An 18,558-nucleotide genomic window follows, 5' to 3' on the forward strand; every position below is an offset into this window, starting at 1 on the left:
GCTGCGATTGTAACCAGACTTGCACAGCAGAGCGAGGCCGAGCTTAGCGCGGCACGCGGCGAATTCGGCCTTTCTCATCAATGGCGACGTAGACAAACTCTGCATCGACCACTTTACGGCGATGATCCTCGGTCGGATTACGCGACCAGACTTCAATACCAATGCGGATCGACGAGGTGCCAATTTCGATCAGCCGGGTGTACAAGCACACCGCTGCGCCGACGCGGATGGGCGACATAAACGCCATTTGCTCCACCGCCATGGTGGCCACACGACCTTCAGCCATTTGGCTGGCAACGGTTTCTGCCGCCAGATCCATTTGCGCCACCACCCAGCCACCGCTGATATCGCCATGAGCATTGGCGTCGCAGCGTGAGGGAATCAAGCGCAGGGTAAGTTCGCCGTCCGGAGTGGGTTGGTTATCTTCGCGGGGTTCCATGAGCAACCTGAGGTTTGTTGTTGTTTGGCGCTGAGTGTACTGCTTTTGTCCGGGTGGTACACCTGACTTTCGTTACGATCTTGGTCTGAATCACACACCGCCGGCGCGCTGGCAAAGAGAAGCCGTCAGACAGCTGCGTTTGGCGGCGAAGGGGCTGTCATTAAACGGTAATTAAATTGTCACAAATCGGTGGGTTGTCATGTTTTTGTAACATTGCCGTCAAATAATGGCGCCAGTTGTTTAACCGCCCGGATACCCGGCCAACCTTCAATAGGATACTGTGATGAAAAAAGCTTTGTTAACCGGTGCAGCACTGGTGGCGACACTGGTCGGCAGCGCCGCCCACGCTGAACGTGACTACATCAGCATTGTAGGCTCTTCAACTGTTTACCCTTTCTCGATCGTTGTGGCAGAACGCTTCGGTAAGTCGACCAATTTCCCGACGCCTAAGGTTGAGTCCACTGGTTCCGGCGGCGGTTTGAAACTGTTCTGCTCCGGTGTGGGCGGTTCGACGCCAGATATCACCAACGCATCACGCGCTATCAAGCAATCAGAAATTGACCTGTGCGCGAAAAATGGCGTCAACGACATCATCGAAGTCAAAGCAGGCTACGACGGCATCGTGCTGGCCAACACCCTCGAAGCCGAGCGCATTGAGCTGACGACCAAAGACATCTTCTTGGCGCTGGCGAAAAACATCCCTAACCCGGATGGCAGCGACACGCTGGTAGAAAACCCGCACAAGACTTGGAAAGACGTTAATCCAGCGCTGCCAGCACGTGAAATTGAAGTGTTGGGCCCACCGCCAACGTCGGGTACTCGCGACGCCTTTGTTGAGCTGGCGATGGAAGGTGGCTGTAAGCAGTTCCCGTTCATCAAAGCGATGAAAAAAGCGGACAAGAGCAAGTACAAGGCTGTGTGCCACGGCATGCGTGAAGACGGCGCGTACATTGAAGCGGGCGAGAACGACAACCTGATCGTGCAAAAGTTGGTGACTAACCCGGCGGCACTGGGCATCTTCGGCTTCAGCTTCCTGGAGCAAAATGCCGACAAGGTGCAAGGTTCGCTGATCAATGGCAAAGAGCCAACCTTTGATAACATCTCTAGCGGTGCTTACCCAGTGAGCCGTTCGCTGTACTTCTACGTGAAAAAAGCGCACATCGATGTGATCCCTGGTATCGAAGAGTACTTGGCAGAATTTACGTCTGACCGTGCTATGGGCGAATATGGTTACCTAGCAGAAAAAGGCATGATTCCAATGAAGCCAGCTGAAATGGCGACCGTACGTGAAAACGTGAAGTCGCAGAAAACCTTGGCGGCCAACTGACGCTTATTTACATAAGCCGACAAAAAAGCCGAGGCATCGCCTCGGCTTTGTGCGTTAAAACCCCGGCCGGTGTGCCTGCCGGTGGTTGGTGCGCGGACTAACGTCACCTCGGTGACATAAACGACAACGGGTCGCCGGCGGGCTGACCAGGAAGCAAACCCAATACCATGAATTACAGTAGCTTACTCATTGCGATCGTGATTCTGTTCGGCGGGGCCTACCTGCTGGGACGGAATCGTGCGCGAGCGCTGGCCAGTGCCGGCGGTTCGCTGCATTCGCTACCTACTCACTATGGCGCTTTGATGGCACTGTGGACCGGCTTGCCTGCCGTTCTGCTGTTGCTGTTATGGAGCCTGTTGCAAGGGCCAGTGGTCGATGCCTTGCTGGTCAAACAGCTGCCAGCCGCCATTCAACAAGGCACAGACATTGAAATCCAGCTGGCGCTGAGCAAGGTGCATAACCTGGCCCAAGGTGCTGGTCTGGCGGCCAATGAGTCGTTGCAGCCGGCGGTAGAACATTTGTTAGCGCTGGAGCAGCGCAATCGCGTATTGCACATGGGTGGTGCACTGGTAATCGCGTTGTTGGGGCTGGGGCTGAGTTGGCGCCGTTTGCGCCCATCGCTGCGTGCCCGCACTGAGGTCGAGCGCATTGTCAGTGTGTTGCTGTTCACCAGCTCGGGTATCGCGGTCTTAACGACCTTCGGCATTCTTGCCTCGGTGCTGTACGAAGCTTGGGCGTTCTTCCAGAAAGTGAACGTGTTTGAGTTCCTGTTCGGCACCACTTGGTCGCCACAAGTGGCGCTGCGAGCGGACCAGTCCGGCTCATCTGGCAGCTTCGGTGCGGTGCCGCTGTTTACAGGTACCTTGTTGATTTCCCTGATCGCCATGTCCATTGCCGTGCCGGTGGGTTTGATGTCGGCGATCTATTTGTCTGAATACGCCACGCCAACGGTGCGCAAATACGCCAAGCCAGCGCTGGAAGTACTGGCCGGTATTCCGACCGTGGTGTATGGCTTCTTTGCCGTCTTGACCGTGGCACCGATGGTGCGTGATATCGGCGTGAGCATGGGACTCGACGTTTCCTCTGAAAGTGCCCTGGCCGCTGGCCTAGTGATGGGCATTATGATCATTCCTTTTGTGTCGTCACTGTCGGATGACGTGATCAATGCAGTACCGCAGTCGCTGCGCGATGGCAGCTACGGCCTGGGCGCTACCCGCAGTGAAACGGTACGTCAGGTGATTATTCCAGCAGCGCTGCCCGGTATTGTGGGCGCCGTGATGCTGGCGGTATCGCGGGCCATTGGTGAAACCATGATTGTGGCCATGGCTGCTGGCTTGGCCGCTAACCTGACCGCCAATCCGCTCGACTCGGTGACCACGGTAACGGTACAAATCGTCACCTTGCTGGTCGGTGACCAAGAGTTCGATTCACCGAAGACACTGGCGGCCTTCGCTCTGGGACTGGTGCTGTTCCTGGTGACGTTGACGCTGAACTTTATCGCTCTGAAAGTGGTGCAGAAATACCGGGAGCAGTATGACTAATTTAACTACCCGAGAAAAAGTCGAGCGCAGCATGAAGCGCCGTCGTGCGTCGGAGTCGCGTTTCCGTGCTTATGGTGTGGCCTCCGTGGTCTTTGGCCTGCTGTGTTTGGTGATTCTGTTTACCGACATTCTCAGAAACGGCGTATCTGCCTTTGAGCAAACGGTGATGGAAGTCAGCATCGAGCTGGATGGTGACTACCTGGGCATCGACAGTCAGGCGGACCCTGGTGCCATCAAACTGGCCAACTTCGACGGCTTGGTGAAACGTCATTTTGACCGTGATGTGCAACCCGAGCGCCGTGACCGTCGCCAATTGTTTAGCCTGATCAGCGCTGGCGCGGGTTGGCAGCTGCAAAGAATGGTGCTGGAAGACCCATCTCTGGTGGGCCAAACGGTGAGCGTGTCGCTGCTGATGGACGACGATGTCGACCAATGGTTTAAGCACTATCGCGGCCACAGTGCCCATCCGGTACTCAATGAGAAACAACTGAGTTGGCTTGATCAGTGGGCGGAAGAAGGGCGTTTGCACACTCAGTTCAACACCCTGTTCTTCACCAATGGTGATTCCAGCGAGCCTGAGTTGGCCGGTATTCGCGGTGCTATTACCGGCACCTTCCTGACCCTGATGGTGACCTTTTTGCTGTCGTTCCCGATCGGCATTGCGGCGGCCATTTATTTGGAAGAGTTTGCACCGCGCAACAAGATCACCGAGTTTGTTGAAATCAACATCAACAACCTGGCTGCGGTGCCATCGATCACCTTCGGTTTGCTTGGCTTGGCGATCTTTATCAACCTATTTGGCGTGACGCGCTCGACCCCGCTGGTAGGCGGCTTGGTGCTCACCTTGATGACGTTGCCCACCATCATTATCTCTGGTCGTGCGGCCATCAAAGCGGTGCCGCCGTCGATTCGCGAAGCCGCTTATGGCTTGGGCGCGTCGAAAATGCAGGTGGTGTTCCACCATGTGCTGCCGCTGGCGCTGCCGGGCATGCTGACCGGAACCATCATTGGTATGGCGCAGGCATTGGGTGAAACCGCACCGCTGTTGATGATTGGTATGATTGCCTTCGTGGTGGATGTGCCGGGCTTTATTACCGATCCATCGACGGTGTTGCCGGTACAAATCTTCTTGTGGTCCAACGGCTCCGAAGCCGCCTTCACCGAACGTACCTCTGGCGCCATCATCGTGCTGCTGTGCTTCCTTATTACCATGAATGCGGCGGCCGTATGGTTGCGTCGCAAACTGGAGCGCCGCTGGTAAGCGGCGACCAGGCTACCAAGATTTAGTTAGGTGCATTTATGAGCATTATTGAAAACCATACAACCTACGGTCAGGCCTTTTCTGAGTCGCCCAAGCTGCAGGCGCGTGGCGTTGATGTGTATTACGGCGAGAAGCAGGCCATTTTTGATGTCAGCCTCGACATTGGCTCCAATGAAGTCATTGCTTTGATTGGCCCGTCGGGCTGCGGTAAATCGACGTTTTTGCGTTGCCTCAATCGCATGAACGACACCATTGATATTTGCCAAATCAAAGGCGATATCTTGCTCGACGGCGACAACATCTACGACCCTAAGGTGGATGTGGTGCCACTGCGCGCTCGTGTTGGCATGGTGTTCCAAAAGCCGAACCCATTCCCGAAGTCGATTTATGACAACATCGCTTACGGTCCGCGCATTCACGGCTTGGCGCAATCGCGCGTCGAGTTGGACGAAATCGTCGAGCGCAGCTTGCAGCGCGCCGGCTTGTGGAACGAAGTCAAAGACCGTTTGCATTCGCCGGGCACCGGCCTGTCGGGTGGTCAGCAACAGCGTTTGTGTATTGCCCGTACCATCGCCGTCGACCCAGAGGTTATCCTGATGGATGAACCGTGCTCCGCGCTGGATCCGATTGCAACGGCTAAGATTGAAGAGTTGATTGACGAATTGCGTGAGAACTACACCATCGCCATCGTGACTCACTCCATGCAACAGGCCGCACGTGTGTCGCAGCGCACCGCGTACTTCCACCTGGGCCAGCTGATTGAGGTGAATCCGACCGATCAGGTGTTTACCACGCCGGAACACTCGCTCACAGAGGCCTACATTACTGGCCGCTTCGGTTAAGGACTGAATGATGGAAATGAATTTTAACCAACATATCTCCGGCCAGTTCAATGCCGATCTGGAAGCCATTCGCAACCAGATGATGGGCATGGGTGGCTTGGTCGAGCGCCAGGTATCGGCAGCCATTGAAGCCATCTGCGGCGGTGAGACCAGCGGCGCTGACGACATCATTCGTCGCGAAGACGAAGTCGACAGCATGGAAGTCGCCATCGATCACGAGTGCACGCAAATTCTGGTACGTCGCCAGCCTGCAGCCTCAGATCTGCGCATGGTGCTGGCGGTGTCGCGGGTGGTGCGTGACTTAGAGCGCATCGGTGATGAAGCCTGCAAAATCGCGATTCACACGCTGGAAGTGGCGGACGCGCGCAACACTCAGATTTGCCAGCAGTCGCTGCGTTATATGGGCGCTGAGGTGGTAAAAATGATCTCTGGCGCGCTGGATGCGTTTGCCCGTGCGGACGTTGATGGCGCCATCGAAGTGGTGCGCAACGATAAGCTGGTCGACAAACAATACGCCGCGGCGCTGCGTGAGCTGATCACCTACATGATGGAAGATCCGCGCTCGATCTCGCAGGCCATCAATATTCTGTGGATTCTGCGTGCGTTGGAGCGCATCGGCGATCACGCACGTAATATTTCAGAGCAGGTGATTTACCTGGTCAGCGGCACCGACGTGCGCCACACACCGCTGTCGGAGATCGAAGAGCAAGCCGCCACTAAAGACGACAGCAAAAGCTGATTGTTGATTGGCCAAGCAAGCGGCGCTCAGCGCCGCTTTTTTATTGCCGTTGGGTTGAGTTTGCTGCCCTAGGGCCTGTTAACACTATTTCGATCACGCTGTTATGAGCTGAAAACCCCTCAAGCAAGGCGCGAAGAGTGATGTTTAACGAGTTAAATGAAGGATGAGTAACACAGGTTGAGGGCTTTTCAGCCATAACCCGAAGGGCTGGCGTCCGTTTTTCCCTGAGTCACGTTATTCGGTGCTTATTTTACCAGCTAAACCACGCTCCTCAGGCCTTACTCAAGAAAAACTGACGTCCAGCAGCAAAGAGCTAAATAGCGCTAACAAGCCCTAGAGCAAGGTTTTCCGCATATCTGTTGCTACATTTAGACGTATGCACAAGTCACGGACGGTTCTTTGCAACAAAATTGTCACAAAGACGTTGCTTGTCATAAAAGTGAAATCTAATTGAAACATTATTGTCACCGAACGGTAACGATGCATTCTGATGGATAACTTTATGAAAAAACACGTTTTGTTGGCGGCGCTGTTGGCCCCCATGGCAACCCAAGCGGCAGAGACGATTGAAATTCAGCTGCCGGAGTTCTACGGCAAACTGAACCTGACTGTGCAGTCCTCTGACGACAGCAGCGGCAAGTTCACCGAGGTCAACAGCAATGCGTCGCGCCTGGGCCTGAAGGGCAAAGGCGAGTTAAAGCACGGCATTCAGGCGATCTATCAGGTGGAATACCAGACCACACCAGACTCGTCTGCGTCAGACCTGTCGCAGCGCAATACGTTTGCCGGCCTGAAAGGCGCGCCGGGACAGTTGATCATCGGTACTTTCGACACGCCACTGAAAGTGCTGCAAAAGAAAGTCGATCAATTCAATGACCTCGAAGGCGACATCAAAAGCGCCATCACGGTGAGTGATAATCGCAAAGGCAACAGTGTGATGTACACCAGTCCGCGTCTATACGGTTTGCAGCTGGCTGCGGATCATGTCGCCGCTGAGCAAGAAGGCCGTAACGATGGTACTTCAGTATCCTTGACCTACGATCGTGGCCCGATTTACTTCGGTGTCGCGCGTGATACCGACGTCGAAGGGAACGACATCGATGTCACACGTGTGGTGGCACAAACCAAACTCGCTGGTGTGCAGTTCGGTGCATTGTGGGAACAGCAGGAAATGGACGATCTGGACGCTGAAGGCTGGATGGCATCGCTGGCTTACAAGCTGGACATGGGCCTGACGCTGAAAGCGCAATACGGTGAGTCCGACATCGTTAACGAAGGCATGAGCACTTACAGCGTTGGTGCCGACTACAGCCTCGGCAAAGGTGCAAAAGCGATTGCCTTTTACACCGATGAAAGTGCCGATGACGAAGCCAAAGACGCCAGCTACGCCGGCATGGGCATCGAGTTTAAGTTCTAACGCCACGTTGCTCAGAGCATTAGCGATGACGTCCATGTGATCGCTAATGCTTAGATAGCTGTTCAGCAGCAGAGCTTCAGAAGATAAGCCGATAAAGCCAGGGGCTGGTTTTATCGCTGCGCATTCATATCGTCCCCCTGAATGCCCCTGCTGCTTTGATTTCTCCAGCAACTAAAAACCACCGTCACCACGGAAAAGTCGCCTGCTAAAGCGTGGGATCGCGCTCAGAGCTTATGCCGGGCTGCGTTTATGTTAAGAGCTACCTTTCCCAAAAAACTATGCCCTCTTTGAAGGATTCTATCCCTCGCGTTGAGCGGGCGAACCCCTGCGCTGCGCAGGCCGTATTTCCTTCGTTGCCAATGCTGTGGTCGCCGCAATACCAACAGCCTGTATCCCGGCAGGATGTTGGCTGGTGCTAACCGCTGAGGGAACAGCCATTGCCGACTCAGGTGGCCTGCTAAGGCGCGGAAAACCTAGGTGCGAGACCTTGCCAAGAGCTGAAATTCTGAGCTCGTATCTATGTTATCTCTTCCGCAAAATCTAATACCTTCCTTAACCTTGTCCCGAAGGCTGGACCTGTGACATCACGCGTCGCTCCAGTTTTGTCGCCGGCACCAAGATTGCCACACCAACTGGCGCCAAGAACATTGAAGAGATTCAAGTAGGCGATTCAGTCTACGCCCGCAGCGTAGATGGCTTTGAAAACAGCATTCGCACCGTCACCCAAACGGTCAACCGCGAGACCGATGTATACATCTTTATCTTTACCGAGTTTGGTTTTATTAAAGCCACGCCTACTCACCCATTCTGGGTGCAAGGTAAAGGCTGGACCGACGCCGGTGATATCAAAGTCGATGATTACATCGCCACTCGCGAGGGCGACGCTTGGGTCAATGAAGTTGATCGCATTACCAACAGCACCCAGGTGTATAACTTCGCTGTGGATCAAGACGCCACTTACTTTGCAGGGCCGGGTGAACTGTGGGTACACAATGCTTGTAAAGTGCCAACAATCGACGAAATCCGTGATGCGTTGGGGGATGATGCCGATAAGTACTACATTGCCAAGCGAAGCAACCGTCTAACTATTATTCGTCGCAATGATTTACCTGAAGTCCCGCAGCTCGATTACGAGTTGGACGCCGATGGTAACATCAAAATTGTTCCTAAAACCTTTAACGTAGACTTCCCAGCGAAGGAAAGCAGCCGTATTAGCAAAGGTATTGAGCCCAAAGGTGCGGATCTGACAGCGTTAGAGAGCGCACGCGAAGAGGTTAACAGACAGATTAAAAAAGCAGATGCTGATAATGATGCTGAGAAGGTCGGTCAGCTGCAACAGGAGCGCATTCGACTGTCGGAAGAAATTGGCGAGCACGTAGCAGACAAGCACTTTAACAGAGAAGGCTATGATCGCTTTAAGGAACTGGATGAAGCCAATGAACAAATGGGCAATGGCAAGCAAGGTGAGTTTGACATGGCCTTTTGGGATGATGATGGCAACTTAGTGATTGTCGAGGCCAAAGGAGGCAATAGCCGCCTTGGTTCACGCCAAATAAAACATGACGATAACCTAAGTGGTAAGCGTGCCCAGCAAGGCACTAAAGAGTATATGGATGATATTATTGCGAACTATCGGGCGAAGCTTGGGCCAGATCATGAGGTTGTGAAAGAGCTAGAAGCTGTTTCACAACTTCTTTAGCACGATCATCATGCAGGCGGCGTGAAAGAAGGCTCGATACATTGAGAGCTTTCTTTCCCATCGAACCACTAATCGCCGATAATTTCCAAGCCAAGCAAAAGTGCGCTCTACTTTCCAGCGACGGTCGTACCTTCTCAGCTTTCTACCATCTTGCAGCGGCGCTTTTCTCCTGTTTCGACGATGTGGACAAATGAGATCAACGCCCCGTTTCTTTAACGCCATTCGCAGAGGATCAGAGTCTGCCGCTTTATCGTAAATCAAACGCTTCACCTTGCTCTTGCCATAGGAAACATTTAACAAAGCCTCAATCAGATTGACCTCCGCCGGTGACGCTGAGCCAAGTGTCAGCCCGATTGGAATGCCTTCGCCATCGACGACTATCATCCACTTCGACCCCTTACCACGCTTGGTTTTTCCAACACCGAGGCCCCTTTTTTTGCGGGTGCAAAACTACCATCAGAAAACGATTCTTCCCAATTTAACCGCGACTGTTGATCCAGAACGCGAAGAAGCTTACGCCAGGCTTTGACCCATGCACCTTGCTCTTCCCAGTACTGAAGGCGGCGCCAGCAGGTACTCGGTGAAGGATAGCGCTCGGGTAGATCACGCCAGCGCGCACCTGAACGTAAGACCCATAAAATGCCCTCGAAACAGGCTCGATTGCTGATAGGTTTGGGACCCCCTTTGCCACGAGGCAGGCTGGGTAAACAAGGCTCAATGTGTGCCCACTGTTGGTCGGTCAGTTCTGAGGTTGAACGTTTCATGGTGGAGGAGTTGAAGCTGATAGTTTTGATTATTATATCGGACTGAAGGTTATGAAACAGCTTCTAGTAATGCTCCAAGACTCCGGTCAGTTGCGTTATATGTCAGTTCGTCAGCCGCTCAACCCAGATGGTAGTCTAAGCAACAATTACGTTGTCTCTGAGTTCGACTTATAACCGGAGAAATTACAATGATTCATGGCGATATAACAGAAGAAGATTACGAGAAGTCTGTTACCTCCAAAGGCAGTGCTATTGACTGGATGGTAGAGCGCTACAAGAGAAGGTTGCCATTGTTTGGTGGGCTAACAAAAATGGAAGCAGACTCATATGAATTTGCTTTAGCGTGCGAAGCTTATTTAGAACCTGAAAGCTCAACTTCGTACTATTTGATGCGTCGATTGCAGCAGTTCTCCGTTGGTTATGCACTTTATCCACAGCATGTTGGCGAGACCATCGACTTTGTTTTAGATGATACTGTGCACCGAGTGTATGTTAGTGATCGTGGTCAGCTACCAGGGCCAAATCACTGGATGACTGCCGTGCAATGCAGCTGGGTAATGCGTGATGCCAAAGCACTGTCACAATTAGCCAAGTTGGACGTAGAGCAAATTAACTCCAGTTGTGGCGATAAACATACGGTTTATACCGATTTGGCCTTGATATATCAGAGCCTACTGTGTGAGAGCGATGCTCGTGATGCATTGCTGATGGCGATGTACAGTCCCACGACCATCGAAGCCGGTGGGCATTTTGAAGAATATGTGTATCACTGCATTACACCGCAACTGGATGCCATTGCCACCGTCGTGTTTGACGAAGGTGAGCAGCGTTTTAATCAAGCCATCGAAAACGCTCTGTTACTGCGTCAGGCTTTTTACACAAAACATGCTGAAACGGCAGTGCCACGAGACGCTCTCTCGCTGCCTCTAATGGGCCTAGCAGCCTTGGCCTACGACCGCTTAGGTTATCGCGTAACCGTTGAAAACCGCTATATCCCTCAGTGGCTAGTGGAGCATCGGGATTGGTCGCAGCTGCCACCACTACCAGATGACAACCTTCGCCTCAACTACCCCATTCGTACTCAAGGCCCGGAGGAGAAATAATATGAGCATAATGGAACGTTTCCCCAATTATTTCGCCGACTGGTGGTATGGCGAAAATCGCTCGGCTGAGCAGCTGGATGCGGAGCTGGTGAGCGAGCGCTTAACCGCGTTGAGTTCCGCTGCCGATGAGCTGGCATTATTAAACAGCGCTGGCCTTGAAGAGCAAATGCAGCACATTATTTTGTATCTGCACTATATGCTTAAAGCCGAAAGCCCAACGCTGATTTTGCAGCAATTGGCACCGGCTGTGTATGAACTGTATAAGCTTAATATTCAGCGCTTTAACCCCAGTAAAGACGCAGTAGCGGAGTATTTGTCCAGCCATCTCAACGACATCGCAGCGGGTTTGAACGAAATAAACCGCGAGTTTGTAAGTTACCATCGGCGCCAGGCCAGTAAATAGGGGCCCTGAGTATTTGAGTTTTAAGTTCACTCACAACCAAACTTGATGCATAAACGTATGGTCTGACGTTTAGTGTTTGATCTTGTGAAGTCGTAGTGATTCGCCCGGCTACGCACGGGCTTTTCAGTTGAGGGGGGCCCGCCCCTCTTAACAATCCCGCTCCCGGCCAAGATGGCGTGGCTAGACCGCCAAGCAGTTTGGCGACGGGTAGCGCACAAACAGGGCGAATCCCGCGCCCCGTTTGCTTGGCCAGCATCCCTGCTGCCCAGCTTGGTCGCCTTCACTGGTTGGCGGCGCCATCTCAGGCCGACTTGGCGTTGCGAGAGTGATGTTAATGACTGGAGACTCTGACGCGGCAAAGTGTGAGATGATTTTATATCTCGGTTTAGCGCCTAGGTTTTCCGCGCCTTAGCAGGCCGCCTGAGTTGGCAATGGCTGTGCCCGCAGGGGCTGCCCGGACGGCAGCACCCGCCAACATCCTGCCGGGATGCAGGCTGTTGGCGTTGCGGCGACCACAGCATTGGCAAATCAGGAATAACGGCCTGTGCAGCGCAAAGCAGGGAGCTCGCCCGCCCGGCGTGAGGGATAAGATCCCTCAAGGAGGGCATAGGGCTTAGCGGAAATAAAGCCGTATCTCAAAAATCCGTCGGTGCCCAATAACTGCCATATACTGCCATCGCCGCCTTGTTATAAAAGCCTGCTGCACTCGCGCAGAGCCATTTAGAGGTTCCTAATCTTGAGGATCAAACAATGACCACTCATATAACTCACTGGGTGACCTTGGCCGCCCTCAGTACCTTGCTGGCTGCCTGCGGTGGCAGCGGCTCATCGGGTTCTACCACTGATTCACCCAACAATGACACGGTGGACGTCACCCCCGACACCAGCAGCCCGCAAGAAAGCACAGTGCCAGCCAGTATGGATGAGCGCAGCCAACTGCTATTGCCTACTCATATTAACCATCGCCCAGTCAGCTGGATCGTCGACACTGACGATGCACCGCTGGAGCTGGTTAAAAACGAGCAAGGCCAGTTAACGCTGCACAGTAAAGACGTGGTGGAAGACACCCCGGTAGAGTTAGTCGCCAGCGATACCAGCCGCCATAGCCTGACCATTAAAGAAATCGACGCGCAAAAACTGCCGCCAAAGCCCAAGTTTTTTGCTGCGCGCGAAACCATTGAAGGCATCGATAGCGATGGCAATGGTGTCCGTGATGAAGTAGAGCATGGGTTGTATGAGCTATATGGTGAAAATTTTCAGCTTTATCGTGCGAGCTTATGGAGGGCTAATGAATTTCAGATGATGATCGAAGTCTCAGGGTCATAAAGCCTAGAGGACTACAATTATGTCAAAAATGAAGTCATGAAAAGGGTTTCATGTTTTGTCCAGTACTCGGGGGTGCCTTCGTATAATTTGGGAGATTATCTTGCAGCGATACGCTCCTTTGTTATCAATACGGACGAAAGAAAAAAAGCGCATTCAAAGTACATTCGTTGGCACTCTACTCAGTCGAGAAGAGCCGTAACCGTACCAGAGGGTGAGTGTGAAAAATATGCCAAACCTTAAAAATACTGCCGCTATTGTTTTTAGCTTTATAGTGTCATCGGTGTATGCGGAAAATTACTGCCCTATTTCCGAAGGTGAAGTAACTAATAGTGGTTCATTAACCAAAGTTTACTTTTTGCCAACAACATACACTGATGCAAGTTTGGTTGACTCTGTTATAAGTGCTCTTGAAGTCGCTGATTTTCTTGCTGATGACAGAATCATCATTGATGAACTCCCATCCTCCAACTCCGATACCGGCCCCGGCAGCTCCGAGTACGACGGTCTGGCCTTGGCTATTGCTGAAAAGGTACTGGAGCAGAAAAATGCTTCTGCCGATACGGCCATCGACCCTTATGTCGATAATGTGATTAATTTTTATAATAATGGCATTACCAACCGCCAAGCGGTGGACATCTATCGAGCCGGCACCAATAACGGTATTTTAACCGAGCCAGAGGCGGGTTTTGATCGTGATATCAGCGATCAAATGGGCTACGTCATTCGTAGCGAAATGCGAAAAACCATCGAGCGCCAGCGTACGCAGCTGCAAGAAGGTGTCGGGCAAGTAGAAGCTGATATTATCGCCGGTCATCGAGTGATTCTGATTGGCCATGGTTATGGTGGTTTGCGTGCTAATGGCATTATGGAGGCACTAGAAAAGCGTAACCCCGAGTTTTTGCCTTATGTAGCGGCGGTTAGAATGGACAGACTAAGTGAACAGGCCTGACATCTCATTTTAAACTCTGTATCTCATTTCTCGGTTTAGCGGTTAGGTCTTCCGCGCCTTAGCAGGCCGCCTGAGTTGGCAATGGCTGTGCCCGCCGGGGCTGCCCGGACGGCAGCACCCGCCAACATCCTGCCGGGATGCAGGCTGTTGGACGTTGCGGCGACCACAGCATTGGCAAATCAGGAAATACGGCCTGTGCAGCGTAAAGCAGGGAGCTCGCCCGCCCGGCGTGAGGGATAAGATCCCTCAAGGAGGGCATAGGGCTTAGCGGAAATAAAGCCGTATCTCAAAAATCCGTCGGTGCCCAATAACTGCCATATACTGCCATCGCCGCCTTGTTATAAAAGCCTGCTGCACTCGCGCAGAGCCATTTAGAGGTTCCTAATCTTGAGGATCAAACAATGACCACTCACATAACTCACTGGGTGACCTTGGCCGCCCTCAGTACCTTGCAGGCTGCCTGCGGTGGCAGCGGCTCATCGGGCTCTAACAACACCACGGTGGAAGTTACGCCCGAACCCGACACCAGCAGCCCGCAAGAAAGCACAGTGCCGGCAAGTATGGATGAGCGCAGCCAACTGCTATTGCCTACTCATATTAACCATCGTCCGGTGAGCTGGATCGTCGACACTGGCGATGCACCGCTGGAGCTGGTCAAAAACGAGCAAGGCCAGCTAACGCTGCACAGCCAAGACGTGGTGGAAGACACCCCAGTAGAATTAGTCGCCAGCGATACCAGCCGCCATACCCTGACCATTAAAGAAATCGACGCACAAAAACTGCCGCCTAAGCCAAAGTTCTTTGCTGCCCGCGAAACCATTGAGGGTATTGATACTGACGGCAATGGCGTACGCGATGAAGTTGAGCACGGATTATATGAACTGTATGGCGATAAGTTTCAGCTTTATCGTGCGACATTATGGACGGCTTATGGTCTTCAAAAGAGGATGGAGTTAGCCGATACCGAAGACCTAAAGCAGCTAACACATGCAAAGAATGAATACCAGAAAATGATCTCATGCTTTTTTGATTACTCCGGTACGCCGTATAACAAGGGCAATGACTATCGTTCGAGCATACAGTCATTTGTGGTTAATACAGATGAAAGGAAAAAATCTCATAATCAGTTCCTTAGTTGGTTTGCAACGCAATCGAAAAAGTATGGAAATATATCGCGTGAAGAGTGTGAAAAATATGCCAATCCTTAAGTATATTGTCACGGGTTTTATAGGTCTCGCTATATCTTCTGCATACTCGGAATCTTACTGTCCGGTTAATGGTGATGATTTAGATATCGATGACTCATTGACCAAAATCTATTATCTGCCAACTACATACGCTGATCCAGACTCAGTTTTCCAAACTCTACGTAGTTTGCGACGAGCAGACTTTTTGTCCGGCGATGGCGTAGTGATTGAGGAACTTGCTTCCTCCAACTCCTATACCGGCCCCGGCAGCTCTGAATACGACGGTTTGGCTTTGGCCATTGCTGAAAAGGTCCTGGAGCAGAAAAATGCTTCTGCCGATACGGCCATCGACCCCCATGTCGATAATGTTATTAATTTTTATAATAATGGCATTACCAACCGCCAAGCGGTGGATATCTATCGGGCCGGTACCAATAGCGGCATTTCGAGTCAGAGTCAGGATTTGACCGTGATATCAGCGATGAAATGGGCTATGTCATTCGTAGCGAAATGCGAAAAACCATCGAGCGTCAGCGCACACAGCTGCAAGAAGGTGTTGAGCAAGTTGAAGCCGATATTATCGCCGGCCGCCGAGTGATTCTGATTGGCCATAATTACGTTAGTGTGCACGCCAATACTGTTTCTAACATGGTCCAATATTAAAGATATTTTCCCGCCTTATTTTTCAATAAAAATGTAACGCTATGTGGCTGCAGTTTAATACCAAATAAAAACCAAACGACATTGTCACAGCGCTCACTACGGCGAGGTGATTTCAGTGCTCGCCGCAGTGCTGTTGCTAGATGAGCGTTGTTAGGCTGGTTGTACCCGCTCGGCTGGTATCACAAAGCTGAAGGTGCTGCCTTTACCGATCTCGGATTCAATCTCTAACTGAGCGCCATGATGCTCCAATGCATGCTTGGTGATTGCCAAACCTAGCCCTGAGCCACCAACGCTGGACTCACGTGAATCATCGACGCGATAAAAGCGCTCGGTTAAGCGTGTGAGATGCTCTGCGGCGATGCCATCCCCTTGATCGGACACACTGACGCGTACGCCGTGTGCGGCATTTTCGATGGTCAGTTGTACTTCGCCATCGCCGCCGTATTTGTAGGCGTTGGTCAGCAGGTTGCTCAGCACAGTGCGCATTTCATCAACAAAGCCCTGCACTTCAACGTCCACCTCACATTGTAAGGAGACGGTGTTGTGGTCATAGGACTGCAGCTGATCGATCACGCTGTGGGCCAAGTGCTGCAGGTTGAAATAATCGCCGGCACTGTCGCTGTTGGCGCTTTCCAAACGCGACAGTTCAATCAAATCGTTCACCAGACTTTGCATGCGCTCACCCTGGCTCGACATTTGCCCCAAGGCTTTGTTTAAGCTGGCGGGCAATTCCATGTCTTGCAGCATTTCCAGATAGCCGTTAATCACGGTTAACGGCGTGCGCAGCTCGTGGGAGACATCGGCGATAAAGTTTTGGCGCATGGTTTCGACGCGTTTACGTTCGGTGACGTCACGCACCAGCATCACTTTTTGGTCGACACCAAATTGGGTGATTTGCACCATCAGGGTTTGTGGGCGCACATGATTAAAGTCGAACTGCTGTGCTTTGCTGTAATCGCCGCGATCAAAGTACTTGGTAAATTTTGGGGTACGTAGCAGATTCTTAACGTGCTGCCCCAAGTCTTCGTTGCGCAGGCCGAGCAGCCTGACCGCCGCGGAGTTGAAATTGGTGATGTAGCCTTCGGCATCGATGATTAACACGCCGTCTTGCAACGATTCTAAGCCTTCGTTGTAGCGGCGCAGCTGACGGGCCTGCTGACTCAACTTGCTGCGCAGGTTTTTCTCACGCCGCACGATGCGGTCGACACTGTAGCCGACCAAGCCGCTGTCTTGTGGCGGCGAGCCAAAACGGTGACTCCAGCGGTACAAGTTGGCCATCGCTCGGAGCGACATGGCATGTGCTGCCGCCATGCCGACCAGTAAACCGGGCAATGGATAGTCCACCGACCAACCCGCTGCCAAGCCCAATCCCACAGGTACTGCGACGCGCAGCAACTCTCTCTGCCAAATCCCCTGTTGCAAGGGCTACCTCACTTGTTTTGAGCGGTTTCTCCGGATTCAAACGTGTCGGGAGTCAGGCGATAACCGGCTCCACGTACCGTTTGAATCATGGCCTGCTGGTCTTGTGGACTCAGGGCCTTGCGCAGACGACGAATGTGCACGTCCACGGTTCGGTCTTCGACATAAACATTGCCACCCCATACACGATCGAGCAGCTGGGCGCGGGAGTATACGCGATTCGGATGCAGCATAAAGAACTCCAGCAAGCGATACTCCAATGGCCCTAAGCTAATGGCTTCGCCATCTATGGTGCAGCTCTGTGCGCTGCGATCCAGCACCGTAAGGCCGGCCCGCAAGCAGCCGTCTTCATTGACGCCAGGGCTACGGCGCAATACCGCGCGAATGCGCGCCACTAACTCGCGCGGTGAAAACGGCTTCACCACATAATCATCAGCGCCGGCGTCTAGGCCTTGAATGCGGTCGTCTTCGTCGCCACGAGCGGTCAGCAAAATGATTGGAATGTCTGCGGTACGTTCATCTTTCTTCAGCCGCTTGGTCAGCTCAATGCCAGACAGCATTGGCATCATCCAATCGAGTAATACCAGATCCGGGCGCTCGTTAACGATCATCTGATGTGCCAGGTGCCCGTTGGCGGCCCGTTTCACTTGAAAACCCGCCAGCTCTAGGCTGGTTGAAATCATCTCGGCAATGGCCGGTTCATCGTCGACCACCAGAATATGACTGCCACTCATCACGCGCCCCGTATTGTGCAGAAAAATCCAAACACCATTGTGACATTTTTATGAATTCGCAGCAGCGTTTTAGCCGTGTGGGAAAACTAAAGAAGAATCAGACATTTATCGAAAATAAAGGGTTGACGACTGCGCTCACCATCAGTAATATCCCCGCCCACTTAGCCGGTATAGCTCAGTTGGTAGAGCAACTGACTTGTAATCAGTAGGTCCCGAGTTCGACTCTTGGTGCCGGCACCATATTAAAAACCCGCTCATCGAGCGGGTTTTTTTATGCCTCTCGCTTGCTGCCCTCCAGCCCATCCCTCACACTGCCTGAGCGAAAAACGGAGGCTACGATGTCCTGGCTGAATCAACTGGCAAGTTACTTGCGCCCCCACACCGATGATATTGCTTTGGCCCTGGTGGCCACGCTATTGGTGATTTTTGGCGATAGCATCAACGATTTGGTGCGCCACCTGATGCGGCGCAGGCCGGTGTGGTTGCGGGTGTCGGTATTTATTGCGCTGTGTGCGTTTGGTTATGGCGCGTTGTCCGTCTGGCTAACGCCTGTGGTCGAGAGTTGGTTACGCCAGTTGCCGGGGTGGCAGATGCTGTTGGCTGTGGTGGGCTGTTTTGTCGCGGTGGGCGTGTTGGCGGAGCGCTATAAAAAGAGTTAATGATTTTTCGGGGCCCAGAAATAAATCGGGCGCTGCAAACATCCTGTCTGCAGCGCCACAGCACCCTAGATCATCCTGACCTGTCG

The 18,558-nt window shown here is 52.6% G+C and carries 18 protein-coding genes, 1 tRNA gene and 2 pseudogenes; 16 read left to right on the forward strand and 5 right to left on the reverse strand.

The features are described 5' to 3' along the window. Positions 1 to 43: 43 nt before the first annotated feature. Positions 44 to 439, reverse strand: a complete 396-nt coding sequence (locus CHH28_RS04605; RefSeq protein ID WP_094059205.1) for an acyl-CoA thioesterase — start codon at positions 437 to 439, stop codon at positions 44 to 46. 283 nt (positions 440 to 722) lie between these two features. On the opposite strand from CHH28_RS04605, the gene CHH28_RS04610 reads away from it, so the two are divergent. From CHH28_RS04610 to CHH28_RS04640, 8 genes and pseudogenes are all read left to right on the forward strand, one after another. Continuing rightward, positions 723 to 1,766: a substrate-binding domain-containing protein gene (locus tag CHH28_RS04610; protein ID WP_094059206.1), complete on the forward strand. Its 1,044-nt coding sequence runs from the start codon at positions 723 to 725 to the stop codon at positions 1,764 to 1,766. A 167-nt stretch (positions 1,767 to 1,933) separates the two neighbouring features. Continuing rightward, a complete protein-coding gene (gene pstC, locus CHH28_RS04615; protein WP_094059207.1) occupies positions 1,934 to 3,307 on the forward strand; it encodes a phosphate ABC transporter permease subunit PstC in 1,374 nt (457 codons plus the stop codon). Continuing rightward, positions 3,300 to 4,568, forward strand: coding sequence for a phosphate ABC transporter permease PstA (pstA, locus tag CHH28_RS04620; protein ID WP_094059208.1), 1,269 nt, complete (start codon positions 3,300 to 3,302; stop codon positions 4,566 to 4,568). Before pstC ends, pstA begins: the two co-directional genes overlap by 8 nt. 38 nt (positions 4,569 to 4,606) lie before the next feature. Beyond that, positions 4,607 to 5,410, forward strand: coding sequence for a phosphate ABC transporter ATP-binding protein PstB (pstB, locus tag CHH28_RS04625; protein ID WP_094059209.1), 804 nt, complete (start codon positions 4,607 to 4,609; stop codon positions 5,408 to 5,410). Positions 5,411 to 5,420: 10 nt separating this feature from the next. Further along, on the forward strand, positions 5,421 to 6,149 hold the full coding sequence (gene phoU, locus CHH28_RS04630) for a phosphate signaling complex protein PhoU (RefSeq protein ID WP_199244001.1): 729 nt from the start codon (positions 5,421 to 5,423) through the stop codon (positions 6,147 to 6,149). 502 nt (positions 6,150 to 6,651) lie between these two features. Then, complete coding sequence (locus CHH28_RS04635) at positions 6,652 to 7,566, forward strand: porin (RefSeq protein ID WP_094059211.1); 915 nt, start codon at positions 6,652 to 6,654, stop codon at positions 7,564 to 7,566. A gap of 655 nt (positions 7,567 to 8,221) precedes the next feature. Next, a pseudogene (locus CHH28_RS20540) lies at positions 8,222 to 8,503 on the forward strand (polymorphic toxin-type HINT domain-containing protein); the annotation flags it as partial. A 3-nt stretch (positions 8,504 to 8,506) separates the two neighbouring features. Then, the gene (locus CHH28_RS04640; protein ID WP_233243743.1) at positions 8,507 to 9,265 is read left to right on the forward strand and encodes a hypothetical protein; all 759 of its coding nucleotides are present in this window, start codon (positions 8,507 to 8,509) and stop codon (positions 9,263 to 9,265) included. On the opposite strand, the pseudogene CHH28_RS04645 reads toward CHH28_RS04640, so the two are convergent. Both CHH28_RS04645 and CHH28_RS20545 read right to left on the reverse strand, forming a co-directional pair. After that, positions 9,251 to 9,679: pseudogene (locus tag CHH28_RS04645) on the reverse strand (IS5 family transposase); the annotation flags it as partial. The gene CHH28_RS04640 and the pseudogene CHH28_RS04645 overlap by 15 nt on opposite strands. After that, on the reverse strand, positions 9,646 to 10,029 hold the full coding sequence (locus tag CHH28_RS20545) for a transposase (protein ID WP_094058567.1): 384 nt from the start codon (positions 10,027 to 10,029) through the stop codon (positions 9,646 to 9,648). The pseudogene CHH28_RS04645 and the gene CHH28_RS20545, both read right to left, overlap by 34 nt. A gap of 188 nt (positions 10,030 to 10,217) precedes the next feature. Here CHH28_RS20545 and CHH28_RS04655 point away from each other — a divergent pair, with 188 nt between their 5' ends. The 6 genes from CHH28_RS04655 to CHH28_RS19830 all read left to right on the forward strand — a co-directional run bounded on the left by CHH28_RS04655 (position 10,218) and on the right by CHH28_RS19830 (position 15,595). After that, the gene (locus CHH28_RS04655) at positions 10,218 to 11,132 is read left to right on the forward strand and encodes an immunity 49 family protein (protein WP_094059213.1); all 915 of its coding nucleotides are present in this window, start codon (positions 10,218 to 10,220) and stop codon (positions 11,130 to 11,132) included. Position 11,133: 1 nt separating this feature from the next. Beyond that, entirely contained in the window at positions 11,134 to 11,535 is a 402-nt protein-coding gene (locus CHH28_RS04660; protein ID WP_094059214.1) for a hypothetical protein, read from the forward strand. Between the two features lie 750 nt (positions 11,536 to 12,285). Next, complete coding sequence (locus CHH28_RS04665; protein ID WP_094059215.1) at positions 12,286 to 12,861, forward strand: hypothetical protein; 576 nt, start codon at positions 12,286 to 12,288, stop codon at positions 12,859 to 12,861. Between the two features lie 217 nt (positions 12,862 to 13,078). Further along, entirely contained in the window at positions 13,079 to 13,810 is a 732-nt protein-coding gene (locus CHH28_RS04670; RefSeq protein WP_094059216.1) for a hypothetical protein, read from the forward strand. Between the two features lie 401 nt (positions 13,811 to 14,211). Beyond that, entirely contained in the window at positions 14,212 to 15,018 is an 807-nt protein-coding gene (locus CHH28_RS04675; RefSeq protein WP_094059217.1) for a hypothetical protein, read from the forward strand. Next, a complete protein-coding gene (locus CHH28_RS19830; RefSeq protein WP_157729777.1) occupies positions 14,987 to 15,595 on the forward strand; it encodes a hypothetical protein in 609 nt (202 codons plus the stop codon). The genes CHH28_RS04675 and CHH28_RS19830 overlap by 32 nt, the downstream gene beginning before the upstream one ends. A 215-nt stretch (positions 15,596 to 15,810) precedes the next feature. Here CHH28_RS19830 and phoR read toward each other — a convergent pair whose 3' ends face one another. Next, complete coding sequence (gene phoR / locus CHH28_RS04685; protein WP_094059219.1) at positions 15,811 to 17,082, reverse strand: phosphate regulon sensor histidine kinase PhoR; 1,272 nt, start codon at positions 17,080 to 17,082, stop codon at positions 15,811 to 15,813. Between the two features lie 8 nt (positions 17,083 to 17,090). Beyond that, positions 17,091 to 17,813, reverse strand: a complete 723-nt coding sequence (gene phoB / locus CHH28_RS04690) for a phosphate regulon transcriptional regulator PhoB (RefSeq protein ID WP_094059220.1) — start codon at positions 17,811 to 17,813, stop codon at positions 17,091 to 17,093. A gap of 164 nt (positions 17,814 to 17,977) precedes the next feature. Here phoB and CHH28_RS04695 point away from each other — a divergent pair. Continuing rightward, positions 17,978 to 18,053 (forward strand) — tRNA-Thr (locus CHH28_RS04695). A 98-nt stretch (positions 18,054 to 18,151) separates the two neighbouring features. Next, a complete protein-coding gene (locus CHH28_RS04700; RefSeq protein WP_094059221.1) occupies positions 18,152 to 18,472 on the forward strand; it encodes a DUF3392 domain-containing protein in 321 nt (106 codons plus the stop codon). Positions 18,473 to 18,558: the final 86 nt, after the last annotated feature.

The sequence above is a fragment of the Bacterioplanes sanyensis genome (assembly GCF_002237535.1).
GTDB classification, from domain to species: domain Bacteria; phylum Pseudomonadota; class Gammaproteobacteria; order Pseudomonadales; family Oceanobacteraceae; genus Bacterioplanes; species Bacterioplanes sanyensis_A.